This is a genomic window from Mesorhizobium sp. M0018, assembly GCF_040323955.1.
GTDB lineage: Bacteria > Pseudomonadota > Alphaproteobacteria > Rhizobiales > Rhizobiaceae > Mesorhizobium.
This window is the reverse complement of the sequence record NZ_JAMYVL010000030.1, coordinates 24,546-50,564: the sequence shown is the minus strand read 5'-3', so window position 1 is coordinate 50,564 and position 26,019 is coordinate 24,546. Positions and strand designations below refer to the sequence as shown.

At 59.9% G+C, this 26,019-nt stretch carries 22 protein-coding genes and 2 pseudogenes; 9 read left to right on the top strand and 15 right to left on the bottom strand.

Going from position 1 to position 26,019, the window contains the following annotated elements:
- The 14 genes from NKJ81_RS28940 to NKJ81_RS28870 all read right to left on the bottom strand — a co-directional run.
- Nucleotides 1-327, bottom strand: a 327-nt coding sequence (locus tag NKJ81_RS28940; RefSeq protein WP_352542516.1) for an IS66 family transposase, incomplete at its 3' end; no start/stop codon positions are given.
- Between the two features lie 54 nt (nucleotides 328-381).
- Entirely contained in the window at nucleotides 382-735 is a 354-nt protein-coding gene (gene tnpB / locus NKJ81_RS28935; RefSeq protein ID WP_014761846.1) for an IS66 family insertion sequence element accessory protein TnpB, read from the bottom strand.
- Complete coding sequence (tnpA, locus tag NKJ81_RS28930; RefSeq protein ID WP_352496699.1) at nucleotides 716-1,189, bottom strand: IS66-like element accessory protein TnpA; 474 nt, start codon at nucleotides 1,187-1,189, stop codon at nucleotides 716-718. Before tnpA ends, tnpB begins: the two co-directional genes overlap by 20 nt.
- Nucleotides 1,190-1,502: 313 nt before the next feature.
- Entirely contained in the window at nucleotides 1,503-1,859 is a 357-nt protein-coding gene (locus tag NKJ81_RS28925) for a GYD domain-containing protein (RefSeq protein WP_352542515.1), read from the bottom strand.
- Nucleotides 1,860-1,934: 75 nt separating this feature from the next.
- Nucleotides 1,935-4,235, bottom strand: a complete 2,301-nt coding sequence (locus NKJ81_RS28920) for an AGE family epimerase/isomerase (RefSeq protein ID WP_352542514.1) — start codon at nucleotides 4,233-4,235, stop codon at nucleotides 1,935-1,937.
- Nucleotides 4,236-5,335: 1,100 nt separating this feature from the next.
- Entirely contained in the window at nucleotides 5,336-6,406 is a 1,071-nt protein-coding gene (gmd, locus tag NKJ81_RS28910; protein WP_352502827.1) for a GDP-mannose 4,6-dehydratase, read from the bottom strand.
- Nucleotides 6,407-6,866: 460 nt separating this feature from the next.
- On the bottom strand, nucleotides 6,867-7,565 hold the full coding sequence (locus tag NKJ81_RS28905) for an FkbM family methyltransferase (RefSeq protein ID WP_352542513.1): 699 nt from the start codon (nucleotides 7,563-7,565) through the stop codon (nucleotides 6,867-6,869).
- Between the two features lie 720 nt (nucleotides 7,566-8,285).
- The gene (locus NKJ81_RS28900; RefSeq protein WP_352542512.1) at nucleotides 8,286-9,062 is read right to left on the bottom strand and encodes a phosphatase PAP2 family protein; all 777 of its coding nucleotides are present in this window, start codon (nucleotides 9,060-9,062) and stop codon (nucleotides 8,286-8,288) included.
- A gap of 45 nt (nucleotides 9,063-9,107) precedes the next feature.
- Entirely contained in the window at nucleotides 9,108-10,445 is a 1,338-nt protein-coding gene (locus tag NKJ81_RS28895; protein ID WP_352542511.1) for an NAD(P)H-dependent oxidoreductase, read from the bottom strand.
- Between the two features lie 46 nt (nucleotides 10,446-10,491).
- Nucleotides 10,492-11,025, bottom strand: a complete 534-nt coding sequence (gene rfbC, locus NKJ81_RS28890; protein ID WP_352542510.1) for a dTDP-4-dehydrorhamnose 3,5-epimerase — start codon at nucleotides 11,023-11,025, stop codon at nucleotides 10,492-10,494.
- Nucleotides 11,026-11,131: 106 nt separating this feature from the next.
- Nucleotides 11,132-12,214 carry a GHMP family kinase ATP-binding protein gene (locus NKJ81_RS28885; RefSeq protein ID WP_352542509.1) on the bottom strand — a complete coding sequence of 361 codons (1,083 nt, stop codon included), beginning with the start codon at nucleotides 12,212-12,214 and terminating at the stop codon, nucleotides 11,132-11,134.
- 32 nt (nucleotides 12,215-12,246) lie between these two features.
- Nucleotides 12,247-13,302 (bottom strand): NAD-dependent epimerase/dehydratase family protein, encoded by a 1,056-nt coding sequence (locus NKJ81_RS28880; RefSeq protein WP_352542508.1) that lies wholly within the window; start codon nucleotides 13,300-13,302, stop codon nucleotides 12,247-12,249.
- A complete protein-coding gene (locus NKJ81_RS28875) occupies nucleotides 13,295-14,563 on the bottom strand; it encodes an HAD-IIIA family hydrolase (RefSeq protein WP_352542507.1) in 1,269 nt (422 codons plus the stop codon). Before NKJ81_RS28875 ends, NKJ81_RS28880 begins: the two co-directional genes overlap by 8 nt.
- Nucleotides 14,560-15,213, bottom strand: coding sequence for an SIS domain-containing protein (locus NKJ81_RS28870; protein WP_352542506.1), 654 nt, complete (start codon nucleotides 15,211-15,213; stop codon nucleotides 14,560-14,562). The genes NKJ81_RS28875 and NKJ81_RS28870 overlap by 4 nt, the downstream gene beginning before the upstream one ends.
- A gap of 138 nt (nucleotides 15,214-15,351) precedes the next feature.
- Here NKJ81_RS28870 and NKJ81_RS28865 point away from each other — a divergent pair.
- A pseudogene (locus NKJ81_RS28865) lies at nucleotides 15,352-15,471 on the top strand (bifunctional Delta(1)-pyrroline-2-carboxylate/Delta(1)-piperideine-2-carboxylate reductase); the annotation flags it as partial.
- A gap of 201 nt (nucleotides 15,472-15,672) precedes the next feature.
- Here the strand turns inward: NKJ81_RS28865 and NKJ81_RS28860 are convergent.
- Nucleotides 15,673-15,798: pseudogene (locus NKJ81_RS28860) on the bottom strand (helix-turn-helix domain-containing protein); the annotation flags it as partial.
- A 271-nt stretch (nucleotides 15,799-16,069) separates the two neighbouring features.
- On the opposite strand from NKJ81_RS28860, the gene NKJ81_RS28855 reads away from it, so the two are divergent.
- The 8 genes from NKJ81_RS28855 (at nucleotide 16,070) to NKJ81_RS28820 (ending at nucleotide 26,002) form a co-directional block, all read left to right on the top strand.
- Nucleotides 16,070-16,858, top strand: coding sequence for a WecB/TagA/CpsF family glycosyltransferase (locus NKJ81_RS28855; RefSeq protein ID WP_352473821.1), 789 nt, complete (start codon nucleotides 16,070-16,072; stop codon nucleotides 16,856-16,858).
- 162 nt (nucleotides 16,859-17,020) lie between these two features.
- Entirely contained in the window at nucleotides 17,021-18,340 is a 1,320-nt protein-coding gene (locus NKJ81_RS28850) for an oligosaccharide flippase family protein (RefSeq protein WP_352542505.1), read from the top strand.
- 10 nt (nucleotides 18,341-18,350) lie between these two features.
- Entirely contained in the window at nucleotides 18,351-20,075 is a 1,725-nt protein-coding gene (locus NKJ81_RS28845; RefSeq protein ID WP_352473818.1) for a GumC family protein, read from the top strand.
- Nucleotides 20,072-21,412, top strand: a complete 1,341-nt coding sequence (locus NKJ81_RS28840) for a hypothetical protein (protein WP_352473817.1) — start codon at nucleotides 20,072-20,074, stop codon at nucleotides 21,410-21,412. The genes NKJ81_RS28845 and NKJ81_RS28840 overlap by 4 nt, the downstream gene beginning before the upstream one ends.
- A 295-nt stretch (nucleotides 21,413-21,707) precedes the next feature.
- Entirely contained in the window at nucleotides 21,708-22,985 is a 1,278-nt protein-coding gene (locus NKJ81_RS28835; protein WP_352542504.1) for a polysaccharide biosynthesis/export family protein, read from the top strand.
- Entirely contained in the window at nucleotides 22,891-24,189 is a 1,299-nt protein-coding gene (locus NKJ81_RS28830) for a glycosyltransferase family 4 protein (RefSeq protein WP_352542503.1), read from the top strand. The genes NKJ81_RS28835 and NKJ81_RS28830 overlap by 95 nt, the downstream gene beginning before the upstream one ends.
- Nucleotides 24,190-24,466: 277 nt before the next feature.
- On the top strand, nucleotides 24,467-25,492 hold the full coding sequence (locus NKJ81_RS28825) for a glycosyltransferase family 4 protein (RefSeq protein ID WP_352542502.1): 1,026 nt from the start codon (nucleotides 24,467-24,469) through the stop codon (nucleotides 25,490-25,492).
- Between the two features lie 105 nt (nucleotides 25,493-25,597).
- Complete coding sequence (locus NKJ81_RS28820) at nucleotides 25,598-26,002, top strand: recombinase family protein (RefSeq protein ID WP_352473812.1); 405 nt, start codon at nucleotides 25,598-25,600, stop codon at nucleotides 26,000-26,002.
- Nucleotides 26,003-26,019 lie beyond the last annotated feature (17 nt).

Below are 26,019 nucleotides of genomic sequence, written 5' to 3'. Positions count from 1 at the left end.
GACGCGCTCGCGCGGCAGGTTTTCCGGCAAGGCCTTGCGGCCGCGCTTCTTTCCCGTCGCCCCTTCGCTCGCCGGCAAGCCCGTGTCCGGCAGGACAACGACGTCGCCATCTTCGTTGTCGGCGGCGTCCTCATCCGCGGCCTGTTCGGCTTCATTGAAGAGGCGGTCAATGTGCTTTTCACTGCGCGGCGCAAAACGATGCAGTCGTGCAAGCGCCAGCTCTTCCTCGAGTTTGACGACGCGTTCGGTGAGTTGACGGTTCTGCGCCTGCAGCGCAGCAATACGCGCCATCAACGCTTCAACAGTCGGTTCGCCGGGTCGATTCATCAGATTCTTGAATCGAAAGCATGCCGCCGCGTCAACCGCTCAATTCGAGAGCCCTCAACCGGCAACCTGATATTGCCGCACCGGATGGCGGACCATCGCATCGATGTCGATGCCGTCGAGGATCCAGTGCAATTGCTCGGTCGTAAGCGTGACCACCGCTGCCTCCCGGCGCGGCCACCGGAACTTGTCCTCGGTCAGCCGCTTCAGGACCAGCACAAAGCCCGACCGATCGAAGAACAGGAGCTTCATCCGGTCGCGACGGCGATTGCAGAACGCAAAAACCGCCGGAGCAAACGGATCGAGCGCCATCGTCTCTTGGACCAGAACCGCAAGGCTGTTGATGCCGGCCCGGAAGTCGATTGGCTCGCGGTGCAGGTAGACTTTCAGGTCAGCGCCCAGTCTGAACATGACCCAGTGCTCCGATGGTCGCCGTCAACGCATCCACATCACCGCATTCCAGCGTCAACGTCACGCCGTTCGGCAGCGACGCGCTCACCTTGGCTGGAGAGGAAAAAGGCGCTGTCCTTTTCGATGCCGATCTACGTGCCCCATCGCAAGTCCCCGGCAAATCCACCGCAGCCATGCTGCTCTGTCGCAGCAAGGCCCGATCGGAAGTGCTTTCAATCTGAACCGGGATGAACGCCGATGGTGGGGGCTGTGGGAGGGACTGGGTCTCCGCCCGCTTCTTTATCCACTTCCGAAGAAGGTTCGCATTGACCCCATGTTCGAGCGCAAGCCTCGATACCGACACGCCAGGCTCAAGACAGGCCGAGACAAGACGGTCCTTCGATGCCGGGTCGTATCGGCGTCGCCCGTCCCGACCGACAAGCCTCACCCGCAGTTTCTGCTCATCTTCTTCCATCACAAGGTGTCCACCTATTTTGGTGGACACCTCATGCATCAGAGCACTCAACAGCAAAAGGTGCGGGGAAATTCGCGCTTACTAAAGAAGCGCTCCGAGAAGAAGCCTCTACAAAACCGGACCTCGCCGGTCCGTCAAGCGCACCTTCTAGGGTGTACATTCCAAAATTAACTCGGCATGACCTTCGTTTTTGACCCCCTGACCCGGGCGCGTTCGCTGTCGGCGCGGTATTGAAGCAGAACCAATGCCGCGCCTGCTTCGGCTTTCCGAAACCGCAGCGCGTCTTTCCTTGAGACTTGGCAGCACGGGGCGTTCAACGGAACCGTGCTGCCTTCAATGTACAGCCAGTTATCCAATCAGCCGGCGGTCTTGTAAACGCGGCAGCCTTTTTGGCTGCTGCGAGCGCCGCCTTCATGTCGAGTTCTTCCAGGACAACTAGCTCGTTTATCCAGCCGCTTGCCCGGACCGCCAGTGCTAGGTCCATCCCATCGGCCTGGTCCGGAACCTCAGCATTGATGACAATATCATAGGCGCCGCGAGTAAACATCATACCGCATACCTTGCTACCAACGCTTTCCAAAACCGCCTTGATTGCAGCTTCTCGGTCTGAACTTTGCATCAATCCCTTGTAGGCATGGGGCGGACAGTTTCCCAGGATTGTCACTTTCATGGGTATTCCTCCCGATCTTGTACTACTTTCGTCATTGGTCGTTTGACCAACACGGAGCTATCGCGGACGGTTGGGTCAGCCGTAACCCTGCATCGCAACGCTTTTGCTCACATCCAAAGCTGGCAGCGGGAAAGGTTCGACTTGCCCTGCGGTCTTGTCCAGATACTGCATCAAGGCCGTCACGAGGTGGTAGAAAATGCTCGCGGGCACCTCCGTCGCCAGTGACCTTCCGCGCTCGTCAATTCTGTCGATCCACAAGCCTAGCGGTGCGGGATCGATATGCCATTTGAAGAGGCGGGCGACACGTGCTTCGATCTCAGGTTTGAGATCAGGCCCGCCGATGCCGTCCAGGGCGACGGCCGCCTTGACGGCTTCGCATTGCGGCCAGCTGCGGGAGAGCCGGTCGAAGGGAATTCCCTGCCGCGACACGGCTGCATAAGCCAGGCCCGTGGCCCGGTTCAATCCGCTGGCGATCGCCGACGAATAGAGCTTCCTTGCATAGGCTGCCAAGTCTTTCTGCCCGCTTGCCCGCGCGAAATCGATGAGGAGCGAGGCCCATTCGAAATGGTGCCCTGGTTCGGTCCACTGTCCCTCCTCTCCCGGCAACGGTAGCCAATCGACATCGAAATGTTCCCCAAGCGTCCAGCTCTCCTGATCGAAGAAACGGCACCGGAAGAGATCGACGACACGTGCCGCCCGACGGAGATATGCACGCTCGCCGGTGACGCGATGCCAGGCAAGGAAGGATTCCAGCATGTGCATGTGCGGGTTCGAGAACCGCACCCCCTTCCAGCCGGGGGTCTCGAGGAAACCGTTCAGGCTGACGTCCTCGAGATGGGTGTCGATGAAATGGAACGTCTCTTGTGCCAGTTGCAGGGCTTCCTGATGGCCGCATCGGTGAGCGTGGGCAAGCGCCAGGAGCACGCAGGAATGGTCGTAGGCGTCCTCCGTCGGGTCAGCCACGCTGCCATCGGAATTAAGGATGCGCACCCAGCCACCGCGTTCGGTGCGGCCGTGTTTGGCGATAAACTCGATGCCGTGGTCGATGAGCTTGTCGGCCGGTCCAGCCCAGCCGCGTTCTTTGGCCACCGCGAACGCGTAAATCTGGCGCGCCATCGTCCGCATGCGCTTGGGTTTGCCCAACGGCCTTGCATCGAAACCGAGCGCCTCGTGGAAGCCGCCATACGCATCGTCGACACCTGCAGTGGACCACAGCGGCAGGGTTTCGTTGAAGAGCCAGTGCTCGACCCGCTTGCGCCATGACCCGCTGATGATGACCCGGTCGTCCGACCCCGTGAACTTCGTTTCAAGGCGTCCGCTCTTCTCGAGTTGTTCGACGACTTTCTTCGCGTTCTGGCTGTGGCTGACAGGAGCGACGAATACCGCGTCCGGTGTCGTCACCACCGCCACATCCTTCATTCCAATGACTGTCAGCAGTCTGCCCTGGCTTCTGAGATAGGAGTTGCCGCAATCCATGGCGACAACGTCGCCCATTACGACATTGCCGTCGCGGTCCGTCGGGCTGGCTTCGAGCAGCGATTGCCACGATCCAAGGTCGTTCCAGCGGAAGGAAGCCGTAACCATCGCAATACCGCGTGCATGCTCCATGACTGCGTAGTCGATCGACGTCGACGGGACAGCCGAATAGAAGCCCTGGGGCAGGTAGATGCCCAAGACGTTGGTCCGTGCAGCCTTATGGGCCCGTTCCGCGCTGTCCCAGATGTCTGGCCGGAACTCGAGAAATGCCTTCCGCATCGTGTCGGCACGAAACAGGAAGATGCCGGCGTTCCAGTAGAATCTTCCCGAAGCCACATATTTGCCGGCCGTCTCGGCATTGGGCTTTTCGACAAAATGTGAAACGGCGGCCCCGCCGTCACCATTTGCCGTAACCTCGATGTAGCCGTACCCGGTTTCGGGATGGGTCGGCCTGATGCCGAATACGACAATGCTTCCTGAATCGGCGGCAGGCATGCCAGCCTCGACGGTTTGCCAGAACTGCATTTCGGTCGATATCTGATGGTCGGAGGGCACCACGAGCACAAGCGCGTCACCGCCATATTCGGAGATCGTCTGCAACGTGGCTATGGCCACCGCAGCGGCGGTGTTGCGGCCGACGGGCTCGAAAATCGGTCTGCCCCCGTTCAGGCCGAGCGGACCGATGTCCGAGATAACGCGGTCGGCATGCCGTTCGGAGGCTATCAGATAGATCGGCGTCTCGCCGTCCGAGCGCGCCTTGAGGCGTCGGACAGTCTTCGCAAGCATCGAGCCGTCGCCCGAAAGGTCGTGGAATTGCTTGGGATTGTCTTCGCGCGACAGCGGCCACAGCCGCGAGCCGACGCCCCCGCTCATCACAAAACTGACGATCCGCTCCGGCATGATCCAGTCCCCTCAAAATTTCTGGTTGTAGGCTCCGACCTCTGGATTGCGGCGCAGCACGGCATCGACAGCCCCGAACATCTCGCGACGAAGCCGAATGCGTTCGGCCTGGCTTGTCCGACTGTGTCCTGGGTCACGCATTTTGCTCGGCTCTTGCGCGGACAGACGTAGCACGCTGCCGGGCGGGAGGCTCCTTCATGAATTGGGGTAGCCCTAACGCCCCGATTGGCACCCCCTAGTCCAATAGGAGCATGCCTGTCGGCGACCGAAAGGATGTCTCGTGCGTGCTGCTCGGGCTGACGACAAGGGTGGGCTGGGCTGCAACATGCCGGTGACCGCGTTCAAGTTCCGGTTCCGCGAGAATGGCGCCGAAAGGCATTTCGGAGGCTGGCTCGCCTCTCAAGGCTTTCAAGGAGTCAGCGAAACGTCGTCTGTTCAGAGAAGGAATGACGGATTAGGCCGCGCTCTCATTGGACCGACGCAAACGGCGAGTACCCGAACGCACGCCCGCGAGATCGATACCTCACGCGGAACTGGCGTTCAACCGCCGATGGCAGATCTCGCCGGAATGAGAGATGTCATTCGTGGACAGGACGAGAGCGGCTGCCGCCCAGGCTGCCAAAGGCGCAGGCCCATAGGTCTAGAATTGGCGGCGTCTATCTTTCGTGAAGTTGCAGGCACGCCTAGGCCGAAATACTCCCAAAGCGAGGTGAACCAAGCGCTTTTCTGGAGTCGGAGAACGTCAACAAGGGACGCTGACCGGCAACTCCCGGCGTGCCAAGTCGATTTTCCGGAACGGCCGCGAAGGCGGCAAGCGGATCGTCTGCGGCTCCGCGCGCAGCGGCGTGTTGAGGTCGGCCGAACGGAGATCGTTTTGCTGACGCTCCTCGTCGGCGTCATGGTCGGGTCGAAATCGAACAGAAGGTCGCCAGCCTTCACGCTCTGTCCATCGCGCACGTGGGTAGCGCGGACAACGCCCCTCTCTAAAGGCTGGTGCGCCCGCTTGGCACGATCTTGCCGGTCGCGTTTGCGACGATATTGATGCTGCCAAGACGCACATCACGGAGCCGGTAAGTGTTGTTCATGACCGGTGGCGCTTTCTAGACGCTACTGTCCCTATGCCAGCGCTCTCGCTCCAGACGTTTCAGATCGGCCGCCACCATTTCCGCCACGAGGTCGCTGAACGTCGTCTTAGGCGACCAGCCGAGCTTTGAGCGGGCTTTCGCCGGATTTCCCATCAGGAGATCGACCTCCGTTGGACGGAAATGGCGTGGGTCGATTCGGACGAGGATTTCTCCTGTCTTGCCATCCCGGCCGATCTCGTTCACCCCCTTACCTTCCCAGACGATGACGCGGCCGACTGCCCGAAAGGCACGCTCTACGAACTCTCGAACCGAGTGGGTTTCGCCCGTGGCGAGGACGAAGTCGTCTGGCTCGGCGTGCTGAAGAATCCGCCACATGCCCTCCACATAGTCGCGAGCATGCCCCCAGTCGCGTTTCGCATCCAGATTTCCAAGATAGAGGGCGGACTGAAAGCCTCGCTCGATACCTGCAACCGCACGTGTGATCTTGCGGGTCACAAACGTCTCGCCGCGCGTGGGGCCTTCATGATTAAACAGTATGCCATTGGAAGCGAACATTCCGTACGCTTCACGGTAGTTGATCGTGATCCAATAGGCATAGAGTTTGGCCGCCGCATAGGGAGAGCGCGGGTAGAACGGCGTCTTCTCCGTCTGGGGCACCTCTTGGACTTTGCCGAACAGCTCGGAGGTTGATGCCTGATAAAAGCGCACCCGCTCTCCCATCTTCAGGATGCGGATGGCTTCAAGCAGCCTGAGTGTGCCAAGGGCATCGGCGTTGCCGGTATATTCAGGCGTCTCGAAGCTTACCTGGACATGGCTTTGGGCCGCCAGATTGTAGATTTCGGTAGGGCGCGTCTCCTGAACGATGCGAATGAGATTGGTCGCATCGGTCAGGTCGGCGTAGTGGAGAAAAAAGCGTGCGTCCGGTTCGTGCGGATCGACGTAGATGTCGTCGATGCGTTCGGTATTGAAGGAGGAGGATCTGCGTTTCAGTCCGTGGACAGTATAGCCGTTCTCCAGCAGCAGTCTGGCAAGGTAGGCACCGTCCTGACCGGTCACACCAGTTATGAGCGCAATGCGATCTGTCATCGGGTCCCATCCAATCCTTGAGGGCTGTGGTGGCCTCGTCGACCGACGGTCTGCCCCACACTCCTCTAACGAAAGGCGAAAGTGCCTTGTTCTGCCAGAGTGTCTTTGTGGCAGGCACGCCAGCAAAAGAGGTAATCCCCACCGCTCAATGCCCGTCACAGCTACTTCCCGTGCGTCCCTTTCTGCTTGGCTAGCCTCTTCAGCCTATGCTCCTATGGCATGGACGTAGCCGCCCTGCCGCGAGCCGTCACTTCACAAGCGCTTGCGCCACCGCTTCTCCGGGAGCTGCATGCCGGCCATGCTGCCGTCGGCAATGCCGAACATGTGGGTCGGCTGATCAGTGCGGCGCGGGCGATGCCGCCGAGAAACGGTTCTCGGGTCACCTGGCAAGCGTGGCGTCAGGTTGTTGCCGACGATCCCGCCACCGACGGCGGCTTGTCGAAAGTTCTCGTAAGGCTTGCTATCGCGTCAGCAAAAATGACAACTCGTGGCCCGCAGGAGAAACATGGAACAGGGTGTAACCCTGGCCCTTTATCGCTTCCACTGTTCGGTAGGTTTGCTCCACGGGAGTGCGGTGCCACCAGTGGTGAAACTCGACGAGAATCTGTCTCGGTAAGACATCAGATCCAAGCACCTCTGGAAGGACGTCGTGCTCTGCCCCCTCGACGTCGAGTTTCAGCACATCGACAGTTGCCAGTCCGAGCATATCCAGGATAGTAGAATAACGCCTCACGTTGCAGACAATGCTCTTGCCTGTAACCAACTTCGTGGAAAAATTGCTGCGTGTGTCATCTTCGGACACAGCAAACGTTTGCTCCCCGTCGAAATTAGATATTCCCAAGGGGTAGATCCGCACAGTGGGGGGTAATTCCTGAGCGGCAATCCAGTCAAGACTGGCCGGAGTCGGATCAAACCCAAAGACCTTTGCACCGAATACTTTGCTGACTTCCAGATCAAATGAAATATCGTCCCCTAAGCCAAAGGAAAGAACAATAGGGGAGGGAGCAGCTAGAAGAGGCTCGACCGCAACGACCCAACCTCCATATGCGGAGCCGAGTTTTTGTGTAGGAATAGAGCATTCGGGCCGGAGAAGATGATCGAATCCTAAGGCCGCTCTTACAACTCGCTTACAATACCGGAGCCCATCTGGATTGTACATCAATGGTTGCCTTTGGCTTATTCTTAGTAGCTGTTCCGCTTGACTGCGCCGTCCTCACTGTGTCCGCCGTCCTCACTGTGTCCAAAATAGACAACAGCGCCAGATGGGGTTCAGTCTGGCCTAACGCGGAGCGGCTATCGACCTGTGAATTTTATATCGATTCCCTCCCGCGACCAGAGTGTCATTGTGGCAGGCGCTCCAACAAAAGGAGGTAATCCCGTCGCTCGGCGTTCGTAACAGATGCTGCGGAGCATCGCCTTGGGCTCGGCCAACGTCGTCGCCCTACCGCGTAGGAAGTAGGAGCCGCCCGCTGCGAGCGCCGGCTCACGAGTCGCCTCGTCCCCGGGGCCGTGCCGGCTACTGCGGAGCCAAAGAAGTGGCAATCCTGTTCGTTGCGGAGCTGAACGCAGGAAGGGCCGGCAGTTCGAATCGGTCTTGGCGGGTTGCAACGAAATTGACCTTGGGTTCGCCGAGCGAAGAGATCGGGCTTGTCGAACAGCGCGGCGCGCGCAGTGTGCTGGCTACCTCAAAATGGCAGAGGTAGTAGGGCCAGTGGAAGCCGTAGAGCGGCCTTGTCCAGCTTGCCGGATGCCTAATCCGCTTCATTGAGGTAATCCGCCGCTGTTGCGAACACCTTTCAGCATGATTGTTGTTGTCCGGCCAAGATGACGCTTCAGCGCGGCGATGCACGTCATGTCGTTGGCGGCTTCACACCAGTTCCTATTGCAGAAGCCCTTTGGCAAGTTCTCGCAACGCCTGGAACGCAACAACAAGGTATGAGGCCAGAAAGCTGCACAGATAGAAGCTTGATGGGGCGCCGCGCTCCCACCGGAGAACCAGGGCGCCGAGTTCAAGGCTCGGGTGCGTTTGTGCTATCCATACCAGGGCGGCGGCCAAGGCGAGGCTACCCAGAGCATTGGTCGGGTAATGCAGCCCCAAGTAGACTCGCGCAAGCTCTACCACCAAGGTGCAGGCCAGGGCGAGGAGTCCGAGTTCGAAGCGAACGAGAAGAATGGCGATCGCTAGACCCGCGAACAGAACCGCTCGCTCGCTGGGGAACCCGGGGGTGCCGGCGAACGGCGCTGAGCGCAGAACGGCAGCGTCGCCCAAAACGTCCGGGATATGAAGTCGAAGTGCGGAGTCAAAAATCGGCTTTGGCGTCGTCGGCAGAGCGCCCTGCAGGAAATGCGCGACGAGCGCCGCGAGGACAGCTGCGCAGACGCCGCTCACCAGCCTTGCCCTCGACTCCGGACCGTCATGGGCGAACCAGCAATACCAAAGCAAGGACACAACTATAGCGCCCTCGGTTGTTGGGTAGACGGCACCGAAAGCGAGCCGGTTGGCGAAGGGCTGAGTGCTCGCTACGGTGTTGACGGCCGTTGCGAGGGGCCTGTCGATCCAATCCGGGTTAAGGGCCAGGAAAGTCGTACCCACAAAGAGGAGGCAAAGCGCGGCGGCATGCGTCAGGCAATGGAAATCGGACATCAGTTCGGCCATCTCAACTCTAAGGTTCGGGCGGCGGAACATCTGAAGTCCCGCTAACTAGGCGGTTGCAGAAACCTCGCGGCGCAGGGAGGCTGCAGAGCGGCCGAAGAAGGCAAGATCCTGCTCCCGGCGCAGTGTGTCGCAAAGCCGCCCGATCGGAAGCTCGATGTCGTCATAGCCGAGCACCTCGTCCCGCTTCACGTCGCGCAGCAGCCGGCAGCCCTCGGCGAGCCCGATCGGCACAAGCCGCTCGGCGTGCACCGTTCGCGCGTTCTCGCAGAGCCCGTAGGTCATGTAATGTCCAAGGCCATCGAGGATCTCTCCGGCACCAAGGTCCCGCTTGGCGGCGGCCACCACATCAACGGTCGGCGCGCCCAGGGGCGCAATCGCAGCATCGCGGAATATTGCGGCCCTCGCCACCGTGGCGGGCACCTCGAAATGACACAGATGATAGGGCCAATAGAAACAGTAGAGCGGTCCGGGGCCCATCTTGTAGAGTGAGAGATAGTGCTTCTCGACGGCATCCTCTGTGGTGCCAAGAACGAAGATGCCGGGGTTGGGCATGGCGCCGACACAATAATCAACTATCCCCGGCCCCTCGAGGAGCTGATTGAGGGGATACCACCCGACCGCCCCCTGGATCGGGGTTCCAGGCTCGACCACAGGCCCGTACATGCCGCGCTTCGCCACCCGCATGCCTGTGGCGTTGGCGACGATGGCGTTCTCGAACGAGATCTTCGTGCCGTCCGCGAAGGAGGTGACCATTGGGGCCTTCATCCCCCACTTCTTGGCAAAACCCTCCTGAGTCGTCGGATTTCGGTAGGGATCGTGCAGGCCCTTGATGTTCCCGCAAAGCACCGGACGTATGCCCAGGCCCCTGACCCAACGGTAGAGGTTCATGATAACGCCGGGCTGATCCCCCTCCACATTGGTGAGGACCACTCCTGCCCGGTCGGCATACACTTTCAGGATCGGTCCGATCGTGCCGTCGAGTTCGGCATTCATCAGGGCGACATGCTTGCCGTGCCGGATCGCGCGCATTGTGACGTGGGCAGCGAACTCGATCGCGCCTGTCGCCTCGATGATGACGTCGATGCCGTCGGCCTCGCAAATGTGCATCGGGTCCGCCGTTAAAGCGCGGCGACCGCGCGCCACAAGATCCTCAAGCGCTTTGGTGCTGGTCGCCTCCATCACATCGTCTTCGCCTGCAGCGGCATAGGCATCTCGCGCCTTTTCCACGTGCCTGTTGGAAATCGCCACGAGTTCCATGCCTGGGACATATCGCAGCATCTGCAGCGCGATGCCTTGGGCCATGAAGCCGGCCCCCACCATACCCACGCGAATTGGCCGCCCCTGAGCCTCGAGCCTCTCCAACTCCCTGTCGACAATGAACATTGACGTCTCCCCTGTGCTGCTCCCCGAAAGGTCGGGTGGCGAAAGGTTAGCGGTCATAATCGGGCCAGCTTCGGTCCTTTTCAGAAATCAGTGCCGGCACATCCACCGGCCACTTCACGGCGAAGGTAGGATCGTTCCAGCGAACACCGCGCTCGGCCGCCGGTGTGTAGAATTCGGAGACGAGATATGTCGCCTCGGAGTGGTCCTCCATGGTGAGAAAGGCGTTCGCGCAGCCCTTCGGTATGACCAGCATCCGCTGGTTCGCCGCTGACAGGTCCACCGTGAGGTGCTGCTTATAGGTGGGCGATTGGGGACGCAGGTCGATCAGCACGTCGTACAGGCTGCCCCGGATGCAGCGAAGCATCTTGTCCTCGCACTGGGGAGCCAGCTGGTAATGGAAGCCGCGCAGTGTATGCTTGTGCCTGTTGTATGAAATATTCACCTGCACGACACGATCCGGAAGCCCCTGCTCGGCAAACTCGCGCGAACACCAGCCGCGTGCGAAAAAGCCCCGCTCGTCTTCGAATTTCTGCAGTTCCACCAGGGTGGCGCCGGGAATATCGGTCTTTGTGAAAAGCATCGTAGATCCATTGGTCAAATGAGTGTCACGTCGGGTTGCATCTCCGACCATCTCTGCTCAGGGTGGCTCGCGCCGGCGGTCCTCTTGTGCGATCGAAGGACGGCCATCAGGCTTGCGCCGGATGCAAGAGGCGCGAGCCGTGGACTTCATAGCCGATAGGCACATAGGCTAGGTGTGAGAGTGCGCGTCTTACACTTTCCCGGCGTTCCGGCTTGACCGCGAACATAAGGAATCCGCCGCCGCCGGCGCCGCACAGCTTGCCGCCTTCCGCACCTGCGTCCCTGGCGAGGTCGTAGTGGCCATTGATCGCCGCGTTGCTCACGCGGGACGCCAAACTCCGCTTCATCTCCCACCCTGCGTGAAGGACGGCACCGAAGCGCTCTACGTCGATGACGGGCTCCGCAAAGATCTCCTGAAGCATGAAGGCATCGTCCCGCATCCGCCTGAGCGTATCGAGATTGCTTGACGTTTTCGCCTTCTGCTCTGCCAGCACGGAACTGGCCGGCCGCTGATGCGACGTCCAGAACATCATCAGGTTGCTGAAGAGATGTTCGATGGCGCCATTGCGCACCCGCTGCGGCTCGACCGTTACCGCGCCGCCCGGCTGGAAGCGGAACAGGTTCATGCCCCCGAACGCGGCGGCATACTGGTCCTGCTTGCCGATCGGCTCCTTGAGGATGTCCATCTCGATGTGACATGCCTCTTCGGCCAGTTGGCCAGGGGTGACACGTTCTCCCCGGAATGCATGCAGGGCGTTGAGCAGTCCCACCGTGAACGAGCTCGACCCCCCCATGCCCGTCGAGGCAGGCATGTCTCCGACCGTCGAGATGTAAATCGGCGGTTCGATCTCCAGGAAACGCAGGCATTCGCGAGCGATGTTGTTCTTGATCTCGCCTATGGTGTTTACCTGCTCCGTCTGTGAATAGTTCAAGCGGATGGGTTCATTAAAGATCTCGCTGTGACGCTTGACGGTGACATAGATGTACTTGTCCACTGCCGCGCTGAAGACCGCGCCGCAATCGAGATTGTAGAAATCGGGCAGATCGGTACCGCCGCCAGCAAAACTGACGCGCAAAGGAGTGCGCGTCAGGACGAGAGACGGTAGACGCTGTGCAGCGCGATCGATGATGGTCGGAAGGTCCAGTCCTGAGCGGCGCTCCACCGCTTTGGTCCCGTCTAGCTGTTCCATATTTTCCCCCTTGAAAATCGACGGAATGAAAATTAGGCAACACGCGGCTGTGCGGTTCGCCAGCGCAGCTGACCATCGAGCGTCCCCGCCTTGAGCAAATGATCGAGCCAGCGCAGCCGCGTGAAGCGCTTGTCGGTAAAGTCTTCAAATCTAAGTGCGATCGAGCGGAACGCCTCGTAAAGGTCCTGTGCTCCCTTTCGCGCTGTCCACTGAAACTCGAAATCCGGGAAAGTCCGTGAGAACTTGCTGAAGTCCGCCTTGTAGGTCCTTTGATCCGCGCCCGGCTTCGGTGTCATTGTGAGCTGCGCGCCGGCGACGGCCTCAACGGCGATCTCCGCTATCTCGCGCACCTGAAGATTGAGGCTTTCAACACCCATGTTGAACGCCTCATTGTGGATGTCCTGTAGCGGCGCCTCCAGCATCAATTTGAAATAGCGCGCGAGATCCTGGACATGAACCACGGGCCGCCATGGCGTGCCATCGCTGTGCACTTCGACACGTCCAGTGGTGAAGGCGCTGCCCACGAAATTGTTCAGCACGGTGTCGAAGCGCATTCGCGGCGACAGACCATAGACGGTGCCGTTGCGGCAATAGACGGGCGAGAACCCGTCGTCCGCCAGCGCGCGCAGCGCTTCTTCGGCAACAACCTTCGATCTTGCGTATTCTGTTTGCGGCGCCAGCGGGGCGGTTTCGTCGACGACGGCGGCTTCCGACATGCCATACATGATGCAAGAGGAGGAAAATAGGAACCGCCGGATGCCCGCCGCCTTGGCCATCGTGGCCAGACGAACTGTTCCTTCCGCATTGATCTGCCTCGTCCAATCCGCGTTGAGATTTCCGATCGGGTCGTTCGAGAGTGCCGCCAGATGGATCACCGCGTCAAAGCCCTGCAGATCCGGGGGTTCGATGGCGCGTAGATCCTTTGTGATCTCGGGCACACTGGTATTGTCGGCTCCCAGGGTGCACGCACGAAAATATCCCATATCCAGCCCGACCACCTCATAGCCCGCCGCCTGCAACACGGGCACCATGACAGAACCGAGATATCCATTGTGTCCGGTGACGAGAACGCGTGTTGGTTCATTCATGTCTGCCCTCGCTCCGTTTCGAAAGGAGTTGACGGGTGAGGTCCAGAAGCGAGCATCGCTCGCTTACTTGCGCATATAGGCAGTCCGCGGCTTCGGCCGCTTGACGGTCACGATCGTCATCGCCGACAAAGAGTGTGCGTGTGAGGTCGAGATCAAAGTCGCGCTGTGCCTGATACAGCATACCGGGTTTGGGCTTGCGGCAGTCGCAGCCGTCGTCCCAGCCGTGTGGGCAGTGGTAGATCTCCGCGATCTTGCCGCCGACGGCCTCGCACTCGGCGCACATGCGCTGGTGAAGCGCCTCGAGATCAGCGGCGGTCATCGCTCCGCGCGCTATCCCTGCCTGGTTGGAGATGATGATTATGCGGTAGCCAGCCTCGTTCAGAAGGGCCAACGCCTGCTTTGCACCCGGAACCCACTCCCACTGGTCCCATGAACACACATATTGAGCCCGTGGCGGTCTGCAGTTGAGTACGCCGTCCCTGTCTACGAGCATGGTTTTTTCGCGGCTCATAAAGCGCTCCGTCGCGGGTAGGCGCTCGATCGAGCCCACGCTGTAATAGCGGTGCTCGCTCACGAAGCCGGCGAGGCGATGCTGCGTCGCGAGCGGCGTGTAGATGGCCTCCTCGAAGAGGGTGTCCTCGTCGGGCAGGAGTTCGAGGGCGAGATCGGTTAGTATGGCATAGCTGATCTCGACTCCCTGCAGCCCGGGCGTGGTGCGGAGCCGGTCGAAGACGGTCACATTGTCGTTCGCATCAAGGATCACGCTGCCGCGTGAATAGCCGTCCTTGTTGCTGTAGACCGTAATCATTCCAGGCTTGCCGGCCGCACAGAAGCGTTGCCACAGCCGCTCCATGCGCATCGGCCAGTAATTGTCGCAATACAGCAGCAGGAAGCACGGATCTATGAGGTGACGGGCATTGGATACCCGGCTGCTGGTGAGGTCGTCGGGACGGGTGACGGCATATTCGATACTGAGCCCGAACCTCCTGCCGTCGCCGAAATGGTCCATCACCACATGGGGCAAATACCCGAGTAGAAGAAGAACCCTTTCGAACCCCTCCTGCCGCAGCTGTTCGATCTGGTATTCCAAAAAAGGGCGGCCGAGCACCGGCACCATTGGTTTCGGGCGATCGAGTGTGATCGGCCGCATGCGCGTGCCACGCCCGCCGGCCAGGATGACCGCCTGACGCGGCCGGCTGTAGCCGCGGCCTTCGACATCTGCCTTTTGCAGGCAGGGCGAGCTCGGCAGGACAATATTCATTGACCGCGCTCCGGTCGGTCGGCGATGAGGTATCGCGTGATGGCATGACAGATCGCGGCGTGGACGTCCTCGACGAGTTCGTAGGTGCCTTTTTCGGACCGCACCCATACTGGCTGATCGACGAGCTCTTTAAGCGTGCCGCCGTCAAAACCGACAATGCCGATGGTGGCTACCTTCCTTTCGCGAGCGAGTTCGACTGCCCGCACGAGATTAAGCGAGTTCCCGCTGGCTGAAATCACTATGAGCACGTCACCCGGCTTGGCGAAGTTCTCCATCTGGCCGGCAAAGATACGCTCGTAGCCTTCGTCATTGCCGAGTGCCGTCATCCAGGAGACGTTGTCTGTCAGGCCTATGACCCGGATTGGCTGCCTTCCCGAGCGTTTCGTGGCCTTACCGAGGTCATTGACCCAGTGGGAGGCGGTCGCTGCGCTGCCGCCGTTGCCGGCGACGAAGACTGTGCCGCCCGCATCGCGTACGGCGCGCAGCAACTGTATCGCCTCCTGCACGGCGTCCGTATCGATCTGCGCCAATGCGATGCAAAGCGATGCCAGATAATCCTGCGTGAATTCTTTAGGCTGCAACCAGAGGGCATCATCCCGCGAAGATTTGCGACATGCCGTCACTCCCTGATCGATCGCGAGCTCTGTCATGCCACCCTCGATTGCTGCAATGGTGAGCCATCATCACAGCGTGCGAGCACTTCGAGTTCAATTGCTATTCCGAACGGGAAGCTGGCGGGCGGCGCTCATCGGAGGTACTTAAAAGGAATATCCCTTGTTCTCCGTACAGCCGACACGTCGGCACATGGCCATATCGGCGTCAAGATCGTCACGGTGTCGCCCGACAACAATGGCGTAGGCAAACCCGCGGTGATGGGGCTTTACCTCCTGCTCGACGGCGCGACGGGCCGCTCCTTCCATGCGCTCTTTCGGCAGCACGGAGAGAACAAGTTGATAGATGGGTAACGCTTTGAACCGGATACCCGACGAGATGCTCCAGTTGCCCATCCGAGCCAATGCCTTCGAAAGCTCGTCAAGCGCTTCCGACGGCAATGCCGGCGCTGCACCGCCCGGGTCGTCCGCCTCACCTAGCCGGCGTACCGCTCGCGGCGGACCCACGCGACCGCGCAGAGCTGCTGGCCCGCCTGCACGAAACTGCTTCTGCCAGCGATAGAGACCCTTGCCAGAGATGCCGAGCTCCCGCGCCAACTTGCTCATATTGGCGCCCGCAGCCATGCGTTACACCGCCGCTCTCTTGAATTCGCCACTGAACCGCCGCCCCGGGTTCTTCTCTCCTCATCAGCTCTCCTTAACGAATGGAGAACTGTTACCCTTTTCGTGTCTCAGAATCGGGGTGCACCACACCGGTTCGGACAGGATATTCGGATATTCCTTTTAAGTACCTCCGATGAGCGCCGCCCGCCAGCTTCCCGTTCGGAATAGCATTTGCACTCGAAGTGCCCGCACGCTGTGATGATGGCTCACCATTGCAGCAATCGAGGGTGGCATGACAGAGCTCGCGATCGATCAGGGAGTGGTGCGCGAGCAAGTGCTTGGGGTACCCGTGCACGCGCTGGGCTTGGCGCAGGCAGTCAACTGCGTCTTCGACTGGGCCCTGCGGCGGGAGAGCCGAACGGTTTTCCTGTGCAATGCCCACAGTGTCGTCACCGCCCGCCGCAATCGCGCCCATGCCGAAGCGATGGATAGCGCCGATCTTGTCGCGCCCGATGGAGCGCCGGTGGCCTGGATGCTGAGACGGCAGGGACACGCGGATCAGCCGCGCATCGCCGGACCGGACCTGATGTGGATTTGTTGCCGGAGGGCATCGGAACTGGGCTCGGCAATGTTCCTGTACGGCGGCAGCCCGGGCACTCTCCAGCGTCTCGAACAGTGCATTCGAACCGAGTTTGCCGGCATAAACATCGTGGGCTCTTACTCACCTCCGCCCCGCCCTCTGTCGGCCGAGGAGGATGAGGCAGTGGTCGGAATGATCAATCAGTCCGGTGCGAGGATCATGTGGGTGGGGCTCGGATGTCCCAAGCAGGAAAGCTGGATGCAGGCGCATCGCGGCCGGATCAATGCGGTCATGTTAGGGGTAGGAGCAGCTTTCGATTTCCACGCCGGAGACGTCAAACGGGCGCCGCAATGGATGCAGAAGAGCGGGCTGGAATGGCTGCACCGGCTCTTCCAGGATCCCCGCCGGCTGGCGAGCAGGTATCTCGTGACGAACAGCCTGTTCATCCTGGCTTTGTTGCAGGCAACGCTGCTTCCCAGGCGCAGACTTCGTGACGGTTAGAGGGAGGCGGAACCAGTGAACACACTTGGACCGCCGTATTGCCGATCTGCGCCAACTTCTTCACGGCCGGCTGTTCTTTGGCGCTGCTTCTGGGAGGCGGCGCTGCCATATCTGGACTGGGTGGTTTGCATTGCCTCGACAGGCACCTGACTGGAGGCTACCATGACCCTGAGCAAACAGGCCGCCAGTCTGGCTGTCCTGCATGTCACCGACGTCCTGCAGCCGCTGATCATCTTGCCCTATGCCGGGCGTGTCCTCGGACCCATGAGTTTCGGGCGCTACGCGTATGCGCTCGCCATCGGACAACTCGCTGCCGTCGTTGTGGCCTATGGATTTCATTGGACGGCGCAGCGCAGGGTAGCTTCCCTCCGATACGAGCCGGCGGCGATCGCGTCCCTGGTTGCTCAGGTCATGGCCACCAAGGCAGTGCTGTTCATTGCCGTATGCCTGGTGGGCCTTGTGCTGGCCGGCGACGTGCTGGCGCTCAGTAGGCCGACATTCCTGTGCGCGATGCTCTCGGCCGCCGGCGGCATTATTTTTCCGGCATGGCTCTTCGTCGGCCTTGAACGCGCCTGGCAGGCGGCCGTCGCCGTGGTTGTTGCTCGCGTTCTGGCGCTCGTCTGTTTCGTCGCCATGGTCGCATCACCTGACCAGGTCGCACTCGCCGTTGCCATCCAGAGCGCAGTTCCCGTCGTCAGTGGCGTCATCTGCTTACCTTTCATCCTTCCCATTGGGTTCGGCGGCTTCAGGTCCGTCACGCTTTCGACGATTGGAATGCAGCTGCGCAATGGCTGGAGGGGATGCCTTTTCATAGCCGTGGAGACTGCCCTCGTCACCCTCCCTGTTGCCCTTGTCCAGCATTTCGCAGGCTATGTCGCAGCCGGGCAATATTCTGTCGCCGAAAAGTTTCTGTTAGCCTCGAGAGTATTTTTCAAGTTGCTTATGGATACTTTCTTACCGAGGGTTTCATACTACGCTCATGTCGATCCGGCTGCCGGGGTTCGATTGATAAGAAGATCACTATTCACCGTAGCGGGCGGGGCGGCGATGAGTATTGGAATGTTCTTTATTGCTCCATACATAATTTTGATTCTGTTTGGAGATAAATTTTCAGGAGCGACACCTATAGTGCGTGCGATGGCAATCATACCATTTCTTATGAATATAAATACATTCACATCAAATGTATTTATGTTTAGTTACGGATATGAAAACGAATGGGCGGCCCTTAATGCAGCCGGTCTGCTAGTATTCCTGGTGGCCGCATATTCTTTGTCTTTCGTCATGGCGGAGCAAGCCATTGTTTACGCGATGGTGGCGAAGGAAGTCGTCGTGCTGGTGGTTTCAGCCGGCTTCTTCCTCATTGGCGGAGCGGCAGTCCTTCGCACGGCGGCGGCTTGCGACGCAGGCCGGGTGCGAGCACATCCCCCGGCGTCCCAATCCGCGCCGTTGGAGCACGAGGCCGATCGTTTCCAGTCGTAGGAGAGTCTGTATGTTCGCCACCGATCACTTCGTCGTTCAGCCGTCCGGGTCGCCTCACCAGCAGATACCTCCCAAGGATCGCGACGAGCTGACCGTGAAAGACATCTTGAGATTTATTCGAAGCAGTTGGCGCCTTTGCCTCCTCTGGATGGTTGTAAGCCTTGGTGTCGGCGGCGCATATACAGTCCTTTCGCCTGGATATTACAGCGCTTATGCGACGATCCTCCTTTCATCTCCGCCCGCTCCGCAACCGGGCGAAGCTCAGGCGGATGAGAGGGTCTATGTAGAGAGCCAGATACAGGTCATTCAGTCGGACGAAGTCGTCGGACGTGTTGTTGACCACACTGGCTTAGCGGAAGACGAAGAGTTTGTGACGGACGACAGCTTGCGCACCCGGATATCCAGCTATGTGCAGGGCCAATTGGCGTCTCACTTCGGCACCGAACTGCCGACGGCGGAGCCAAATATTCGGGATGAGGCGATGGTCCTTGTGAGGCGCGCGTTTTCCGTTCTTCAGATGGGTTCCTCCAGCGCCGTCGAGATCGGGGTCACCTCTTCCGATCCTCAGTTCTCCGCCATGCTCGCGAACGCGATCGCCGACGGTTACATCGGAAATCAGCGCGAGCGCAGGCAGGCGGCTGGCGCGGAAGAAGCATCTGATCTGCACAAGCGGCTGGCGGAACTTCGGGAAAAGGCTTTTGTGACCGAATCACTGAAGGAACTCCAATCGGACCCTGAATCTGCGGAGAGGGCAAGAGTCCTTTTCCGCGAGCAGCAGAGCGCGGCCGAGGTTTATCGCTCGCTTTACAATGCCCTTCTGCAGCGGACCCTCTCCGATTTTAGCGCCTCGTCGCTGATCCCGAGCGCAAGGGTCATCACCGCGGCCGAACCGCCTCGCCAACGCAGTTGGCCGCCACCCGTCCTGATGGTAGCCCTCTCCGTTATGGCCGGTGGGGTTGCCGGCGTTGGTCACGCATTGATCAGGCAAGCAATGAACCACCGCCTGATAACGGTCGAGGATGTGCACAGGTCGACCGGCCTTGATCGGATTGTAGGGATACGCAGAATTCCCCGCCGCAGGTGGAATGTTGTGGGGCCATGCGAGCAGTCTTTGCAGCCCGTCTACTCAAAGGACGCTCCCGAGCTTCACAGCTCGCTGAGCAAAATTGCCAGCCGTATGCGCGGAGTTCAGGGCCGCCAAGGCGGATTTGTAATCGGCGTTGCTTCACCCCTCGCCAAGTCCGGAAGCTCCACGGTGGCGGTTCATCTCGCAAGGCTCATTGCGGCGACCGGGCAAAAGACACTGCTCATTGATGCCAATTGGCAAAAGCCATCGATGAACCAGCCAATGGTGAACGCGGAGCCAGGTCGCAAGCTCGCAAGGGCGTTTGCCATCATTCCCGCGCATCAGGGAGGGCTGGAAGTTCTGGTTCTCAGGCCCACCGGGTCAATCTCCGAGTTGAATGCCTCGCTCTCCATCTCCGCTGCACTCCAGCATCTGCAGCAAGAATACAGTTGTATAGTGGTTGATTTTCACAGCACCGATCGCATCGCTGATCTGGAAGCTGCCATGGGCGTCATCAACGAGGTCCTTTTGGTGTTGCAGGCACGCCGCACTTTCGCGGATCACCTCAAGGGAATCCTGCGCATCATCCCTGCAGAGAAACTCTCGGCAGTAATTTTGACCAGGATGAACCGTGCGGCTTTCAGTCCTAACCGGGAATACAGGCCATGACCTCGCCAGCGACATTGTCACGCAGGAAGGGTTCAAAGCCGGTCGACCTCGTTTCCAGCCATTCCCCTGACGTGCTCGACTACACCCTCTTTCTCTCGGGCATTTGGCTGGCCTGCGCCCTCGCAATATCCCTGCGCCTGCTTGGCCTTTTCTTCATAGTGGTCCCGGTCGGTGTCTGTCTGGCCTATGCCTTGCTGCGGCAGACGGTGCCGCCTCGTCTGCTCGCGGTCTACACCGCCTTCTGCCTCTTCATTGCCCTGCTGTCCAGATACAGGCTGATGCCGGATTCCTGGCAGGTTCACTTCCTTCAAGAAGCAGTCACAAGGCAAATCGTCCCGATTGTTGGATTCTTCGCCGTCGCATGGGCGTCCAAGGCTTATTTCCGCCGCAGGCTGATGAGCGGCAATGCCTTTTTTGGTGCACCCGTTTTCCTGTTCCTGTCTCTCGTTGTCGCGCCGGCGGTGATGTTTCAGCAGGACGTGCAATATCCGCGCGCATCTGGGCAAGCCGCGATAGTGATTCTTTATGGTGCGCTGATCAACAACATGGTCATTGCCGTGTTTTTCATTGCAGGCGGTATCTTTCTGACGAACGACTGGCGCCGATACGGCGGCATTTTGCTCCTTTTGGGAATAGCCCTCGCCAGCCCCTTGGCTCAGTTCAAGGTGCTTGCGGTCACGACGATCGTCATTCTGATTGGCGTGCCCGGCCGGTTGATGGCCGCAGCTTTGGCGACCGCACTGACTTCGGCTTATGCCGTCGGGCTCAACTTCATACCTCAAACCTTTGCTCTGGACCCGAACTCCGGGATCCGACTCGCGTTCATTTCGGACGCACTCGTATCCGTTGCGGATACATACGGGTTTGGCATCGGATTTGGGAGGGAATCTGTCCGATGGCGATACGAGTTTCCCGGATTCGAGGATATTACCTTTCTTCCCGACACCCATAATATTACGCATGCCAGAATGCTTGAGGTACTCTCGACAGGAATTCACAATTCGTTCTTTCAAGCCATATTGCGGACGGGGGTCATTGGTTTCATTTTGATCGTGTCTGCCATTTTGGTGGCCTTCCCGCCAAATCGACTGCCACGCGGTGTTCGCAATCATGCGTCCACGGTCTTCATCACGATTTTCCTCGCCATGTTCGTCAATCCGGCCCTGGAGAGCCCTCTACAGATTGTGGGAATTGCTTTCTCATACGGCTATTTGATTGCGCTTCGCGCCAGCGTTCCGGCCTTGGCTGTGGAACTTCCTCCAGTTGAACCGGATCGAACGCAGCATTACGCTTGTTCATACATCGGAACGAACATGGATGCGGCCCTCCCGACATAGGGCAGGCTATCGGTCTCGGTAGAAGGGATCGCGTTGTACGATTTTGGCGCGGCAGGAGCAGGGGAGCCGTCCACTGATGTGCCCGCTCATGCGGCGGCGCCGTGCCGGTCCATCAGGAGTGCCTCGAAAGAGCCAGCGAGCCAGCCATTTTGCCTCGGCCTCGGCTATGCCTCTTCTGGTAGCATAGGGCCATCCACTGCGCAGGTTCGCCCGCGCCGGAGAAACCCGTAATAAGCCGCCCGTAGAGATACGGGGGCAACCCGTTGGGGGACCCATGAAGCTGTTGAGATCCTTGTTGTCGGCGCTGTCGATGACCATGGCTTCGACCCGCCTCGCTTCGTTTGCTGGCGCCATCGCTCTGATTCCGACAGCGGCACTTGCCGACTACAAGCTAAAGCCCGGAGATACGCTGGAAGTATCGGTCCCTGGTATTCCGGATTTCAGGCAGCGATTGCTGATCGGAGTGGACGGCGAGGTGAACTTGGCGCTGGTTGGAGCGGTTCAAATCAGCGGCCTTTCCGTTCAACAAGCGCAGGAAATAATCGCCGGCAGTCTCGCCAGCAAGCCCTATCGGCGGGGGACCGAGGACGGCCGTGAAATAACGCAGCTGATCCAGACGGACCAGGTCTTCGTTTCGCTTGCCGAATACCGGCCCATCTATGTTTATGGTGATGTGGCCAGGCCGGGAGAGTACATCTTCCGGCCGGGTATGAGCGTTCGACAGTCTGTGGCGGTTGCGGGTGGCTACAGCGCTGCCCAGGTTCGCATCGCCAATCCGCTCATGGAAGCGGCCGATTTCCGTTCCGAGTACAAAGCCCTATGGGCGCAATTCGCAATGGAACAGGTTCGCATTTGGCGCCTTCGCACCGAACTCGGCGAAGAAGTCGAACATGTCGAGAACGCACCGGTGCCTGAGGCGCTCGCCGAACGATTGAAGCAAACGGCAACAGCGCATATCGAAGCTCGTCTGTCAGACAGTGAAAAGGACAAGGAGCTTCTGCGACGTGCTGTCGAGGAGGCTAACCTGCAACTGGGGCTCCTGTCTGAAAAGAAGAAGAAGGACGAAGAGGGGAGCCAGGCCGACACCGACGATTACGAGAGAGTCAGGACGCTGTTTCAGAAGGGCCTGGCGGCGACCACGCGCCTATCTGAAGCCCGTCGAGCGGCGCTTATGTCATCAACCCAGCTGCTCGATACGATCGTCCAGGCATCGAACATCGAGCGCCAGCGCGGCGAATATGTCAGACAGATGAACAAGATCGACAGTGAACGACGAATCGCGGCCTTGGGAGAGCTACAGGATGCCTATATGAATCTGGCCCAGATCTCGGCGCGTCTTGAGGGTACCGCGCAGAAGCTGGCACTTACAGGTCAAGCGCAATCCACCTTGCTGATAGCCGCGGGTCGGCCCGAGATAACAGTGCATAGAAAGCGAGAGCAGGGCGCCGAGACGCTCCCCGGCAGCGAAGATCTCGGGCTTGCGCCCGGCGACGTTGTGGAGGTCGTTTTGCCAAAGGTCGACTTTTCCGGAGCCGTCGCGTCGTCGCCACGGGCGTCCGGGATGCCGAATTGAGATTCGGACGTGGCGGACTGCGATGCGCGTCTTAATGGTTCATAATTTCTACCAGATAAGGGCCGGAGAGGACAGCGTGGTTCGGGAGGAGCTCGCGTGCCTCCAGCAGAATGGGGTCGACGTCGAGCTGTTCTCCGCCACGAATGAGGATATCGTGTCGGTCGCGCGGAAGATTTCTAGCGCCGTGGGGGTCATCTACAACCCTCATTCACGGCGGACCCTGTCCCGAAAATTGGCGGAATTTTCACCGGATGTCGTCCATATCCACAATTTCTTTCCTCTCCTGAGCCCCTCCATCCTGGATGCGTGCCGCGAGGCCGGCGTGCCATCAGTGATGACCTTGCACAATTTCAGGATTCTCTGTCCCAGCGCCTTGCTTTATCCCGATGAGAGGCTTCGGGAGCGAAGTCTCCGCCACGCCTGCTGGTGGACTGTTCCGAAGAAGGTCTACAGGAATTCCCTGGCGGGCACGCTCGCCGTCGCCGCAATGGTCGAGTTTCACAAGCGGGCCGGCACCTGGTCCCGCAAGGTCGACCGCTTCATTGCCCTTACCGACTGGGCCAGGCACAAGCTTGTGGAAGGCGGCCTGCCGGCCGAACGCATCGTCGTCAAGCCGAATGCGGTTGCCAGGCCGCCGATCTTCGGTGACCTTCGTCGCAATGGAGGGCTGTTCGTCGGACGACTGGATGAGCACCACAAGGGAGTGGCCACGCTGCTCGAGGCGTGGAAGGAGATCGACTATCCGCTGCGGATCATCGGCGACGGGCCGTTGGCTCCGCTCGTCGAGCAGTCTGCGGGCGAGCGCGTGGAATATCTCGGGCGTCAGTCGCGCGACACGGTGCTGAAGGAGATGCAGGCTGCAGCATTCCTGCTCTTTCCGTCGAAAGGCTATGAATTGTTTCCCATGACCGTCATCGAGGCCTTCGCAAGCCGGCTGCCGGTCATCTGCACGGATTTGCCGTGGATCAAGGGGGTCGTTGAGCCAGACGTCACCGGCCTTGTCGTTCCTGTCGGCAATGCCGGCGCGTTGGCCGATCAGGTGCGCTGGGCGCTTTCAAACCGATCTGCCTTGCAGGAAGTGGCAGGCAGGGCCTATGCCGCCTATCAGGAGCGGTACACGCCCGAAGCAAACTTCAATCGGCTGATGGCCATCTATGAACCCCTGGTCAGGCGCCCGATCCGGGCCTTAGTGGCAGTGTCGTGAGGTGGGCCGGAACATGGGCTGGCAGGAACCGACCAGGGCGGCCCATAGGGCAGACCAAGCTTCACGCGTCAACAAGCGCAGTGCGGGCCGGGGTACTCCCCATTTGCTCGAGGATCGATCCTGCCGCCTCGCATACTTCGGCGAGGTCCTCTTTTGCTTCCATTGCTGAAACACGGTGCCACTGGAGGCTGCGGCCGCCCGCAGGCACCTGTTGTCACGGTTCGATCGAATGCGCATTGTCTTGACCCGGCGCGAACCTTTGGATTCACCTGATGGTGTGAGCATCTTCATTGTGGCACTTGCCCAGGCGTTGCTCGAACTGGGGCACCAGGTGCAGATCGTGGTCGGCACCTTCGAAAGCGCGAAATTCCAGCGACTTCTTTCGCCTCGCCTCAAGTTGCCGATAATCGGATTGAGCCGCACGCGGTTGACCGGACCGGCCTCAGTCGCGGCATGGCTGCGGGCGATCGGTATCATCAATCGGTTCCGGCCGGACCTTGTCATCCACAGCGAGACGGTGCCGCTACCGCTGCGTGGCACGATCGTCCAGGTCGTTCACGATCTCGAGAGGCGGAAAGGGCCGCTTGCGGCAGTATGGCGAGCCATTCGACGCGCGAGCATGCGGCGCTGCCACTACGTCGTCGCCTCCACGACCGAGCTTCAGGAGGAACTGGTGCGAGATCTTGGGCTGCCAAGCGACCAAATCCTGAAAATTCCCAAATGCATCGATCGCCAGTCATATGCGTCTCGTGGGCTGGCAGAGCGCGAGCGGGCAATCCTCCATGCCGGCACGTCGCCCTACAAGGTGCCAGAGGCGACGATCCGGGCATTCGGCGCCCTCAACGACCCTTCCGTACGGCTCTACCTGACGGGTGACATCACACGACCGGTGACGAAGGCGGTCGACGCTCTTCCTGAAGCGATACGGGGGCACGTGGTCCTTCTCGGGATGGCAGAGGGAGCACGCGTTCGCGAACTACACAGCCGCGTTCGCGTCGCCGCTTTCCCCACGCGCTATACGGTCCCTGTCGCCTCGGCAACGGTGATGGAGGCGATCGCCACCGGCACGCCCATCGTCGGGTCTTCAAGGCTCAGCCGGGATCTGCTCGCGGATGGCGTGAATGGGGCAGTGGTCGAACCACAGGCCGAGGCGATGGCCGCAGCGCTGAAGGCTGTGCTGGACGATGATGACCTTTGGTCGCGTTTGTCGGCAGGTGCCGGCCAGTGGGTGGGACGGTTCGATGCACAGGGAGTCGCAAAGCAATATCTCGAGCTCGCGGATCTCTGCGGACATGGGAGATGACAAAGGGACTGCCGAGCCGCAGCGGCATTCAGGCTCGCAGATCGTCAGCGGCTTCCTCGGGCACCTTGGACCCTCGCTGAAAGCTTCTTACGATTGGGGATTGCGATGATCATCGGCTACTGTCGTATCAACACCTTCGAACCCGCTGCCAGGCTGGAGGCGCAAAAGCTTTATCTTGCCCGCTTGGGAGCCGAGAAGTTCTTCTGCGAGAAGACTGGCATATTCGGTTCGACGCCGGAGCTCGAGAGGGCGATCGCATGTGTCAGGAAAGGAGACGTGATTGCGGTCACGAAGCCGTACCGTGTTGCGCGCACAACCCGCGAAGTGCTGGCGCTCATCGAAAGGCTTGGCAGCAAGCATGTCGGTCTTCGCATCGTCGACACACCTATCGATACGAGCACGACGACGGGACGCATGATTCTTGCATCAGCGCCTCTCTGGACGCTTGGGATGTCGCCGTCGCGGTCAATGCTGTCAGACCTGCTTCTCTTTTGGCGTCGTCGTCGATAGGGCCACATCGGATCTCT

Coding starts and splice junctions, on each gene's coding strand:
- tnpB (WP_014761846.1), bottom strand. CDS start 735: ATGTTCAGACTGGGCGCTGACCTGAAAGTCTACCTGCACCGCGAGCCA.
- NKJ81_RS28880 (WP_352542508.1), bottom strand. CDS start 13,302: ATGAATGAACCAACACGCGTTCTCGTCACCGGACACAATGGATATCTC.
- NKJ81_RS28870 (WP_352542506.1), bottom strand. CDS start 15,213: ATGACAGAGCTCGCGATCGATCAGGGAGTGACGGCATGTCGCAAATCT.
- NKJ81_RS28925 (WP_352542515.1), bottom strand. CDS start 1,859: ATGAAAGTGACAATCCTGGGAAACTGTCCGCCCCATGCCTACAAGGGA.
- NKJ81_RS28920 (WP_352542514.1), bottom strand. CDS start 4,235: ATGCCGGAGCGGATCGTCAGTTTTGTGATGAGCGGGGGCGTCGGCTCG.
- NKJ81_RS28900 (WP_352542512.1), bottom strand. CDS start 9,062: ATGGCCGAACTGATGTCCGATTTCCATTGCCTGACGCATGCCGCCGCG.
- NKJ81_RS28850 (WP_352542505.1), top strand. CDS start 17,021: ATGACCCTGAGCAAACAGGCCGCCAGTCTGGCTGTCCTGCATGTCACC.
- NKJ81_RS28875 (WP_352542507.1), bottom strand. CDS start 14,563: ATGAATATTGTCCTGCCGAGCTCGCCCTGCCTGCAAAAGGCAGATGTC.
- tnpA (WP_352496699.1), bottom strand. CDS start 1,189: ATGGAAGAAGATGAGCAGAAACTGCGGGTGAGGCTTGTCGGTCGGGAC.
- NKJ81_RS28820 (WP_352473812.1), top strand. CDS start 25,598: ATGATCATCGGCTACTGTCGTATCAACACCTTCGAACCCGCTGCCAGG.
- NKJ81_RS28855 (WP_352473821.1), top strand. CDS start 16,070: ATGACAGAGCTCGCGATCGATCAGGGAGTGGTGCGCGAGCAAGTGCTT.
- NKJ81_RS28885 (WP_352542509.1), bottom strand. CDS start 12,214: ATGGAACAGCTAGACGGGACCAAAGCGGTGGAGCGCCGCTCAGGACTG.
- NKJ81_RS28905 (WP_352542513.1), bottom strand. CDS start 7,565: ATGTACAATCCAGATGGGCTCCGGTATTGTAAGCGAGTTGTAAGAGCG.
- gmd (WP_352502827.1), bottom strand. CDS start 6,406: ATGACAGATCGCATTGCGCTCATAACTGGTGTGACCGGTCAGGACGGT.
- NKJ81_RS28895 (WP_352542511.1), bottom strand. CDS start 10,445: ATGTTCATTGTCGACAGGGAGTTGGAGAGGCTCGAGGCTCAGGGGCGG.
- NKJ81_RS28840 (WP_352473817.1), top strand. CDS start 20,072: ATGACCTCGCCAGCGACATTGTCACGCAGGAAGGGTTCAAAGCCGGTC.
- rfbC (WP_352542510.1), bottom strand. CDS start 11,025: ATGCTTTTCACAAAGACCGATATTCCCGGCGCCACCCTGGTGGAACTG.
- NKJ81_RS28845 (WP_352473818.1), top strand. CDS start 18,351: ATGTTCGCCACCGATCACTTCGTCGTTCAGCCGTCCGGGTCGCCTCAC.